1 protein-coding gene is annotated in these 386 nt (G+C 73.3%); it reads left to right on the top strand.

All coding sequences use genetic code 11. From position 1 onward, the window contains the following. The coding region (locus CAY82_RS26850; protein WP_170931148.1) for a hypothetical protein at positions 1 to 386 on the top strand (386 nt) is incomplete at both ends.

Consider the following 386-nt stretch of genomic DNA (forward strand, 5'->3'; position numbering starts at 1 on the left):
CAGGCCGAGACCGTCGGGGTGTCGGCCAGAGCCTTCTCCACCACGTCGGCTGCCGCCCGCACACCGCCCGCCTGCACGCGCCCAAGACCCGCAAGCACACCCGCCACTGGGAACCGGACGGAGACACCGACCTACGCCGAGGCGACGAACTGATCGACAGCGCGCGCGTTGTCGGCGCCGGGCGGTGGGAAGAGGAGGCCGCCAACACCCTGACGCCGAGCCTCCAGCAGGCTGCGGCAACCGCCGCGAGGGCGCTCAGCACGAGCATGGTCGGCACGCCGACCGTGCCGCCTGGCGTGGTCGCCGCAGCGCTCGTCGCGACGAACATGGCCGGACATGCCGTTGCCGGGCTGCTCTCCGAACTCGCCGTTGCCCTGGACGCCGCG

The sequence above is a fragment of the Pseudomonas sp. SID14000 genome (assembly GCF_002165135.1).
GTDB lineage: Bacteria > Pseudomonadota > Gammaproteobacteria > Pseudomonadales > Pseudomonadaceae > Aquipseudomonas.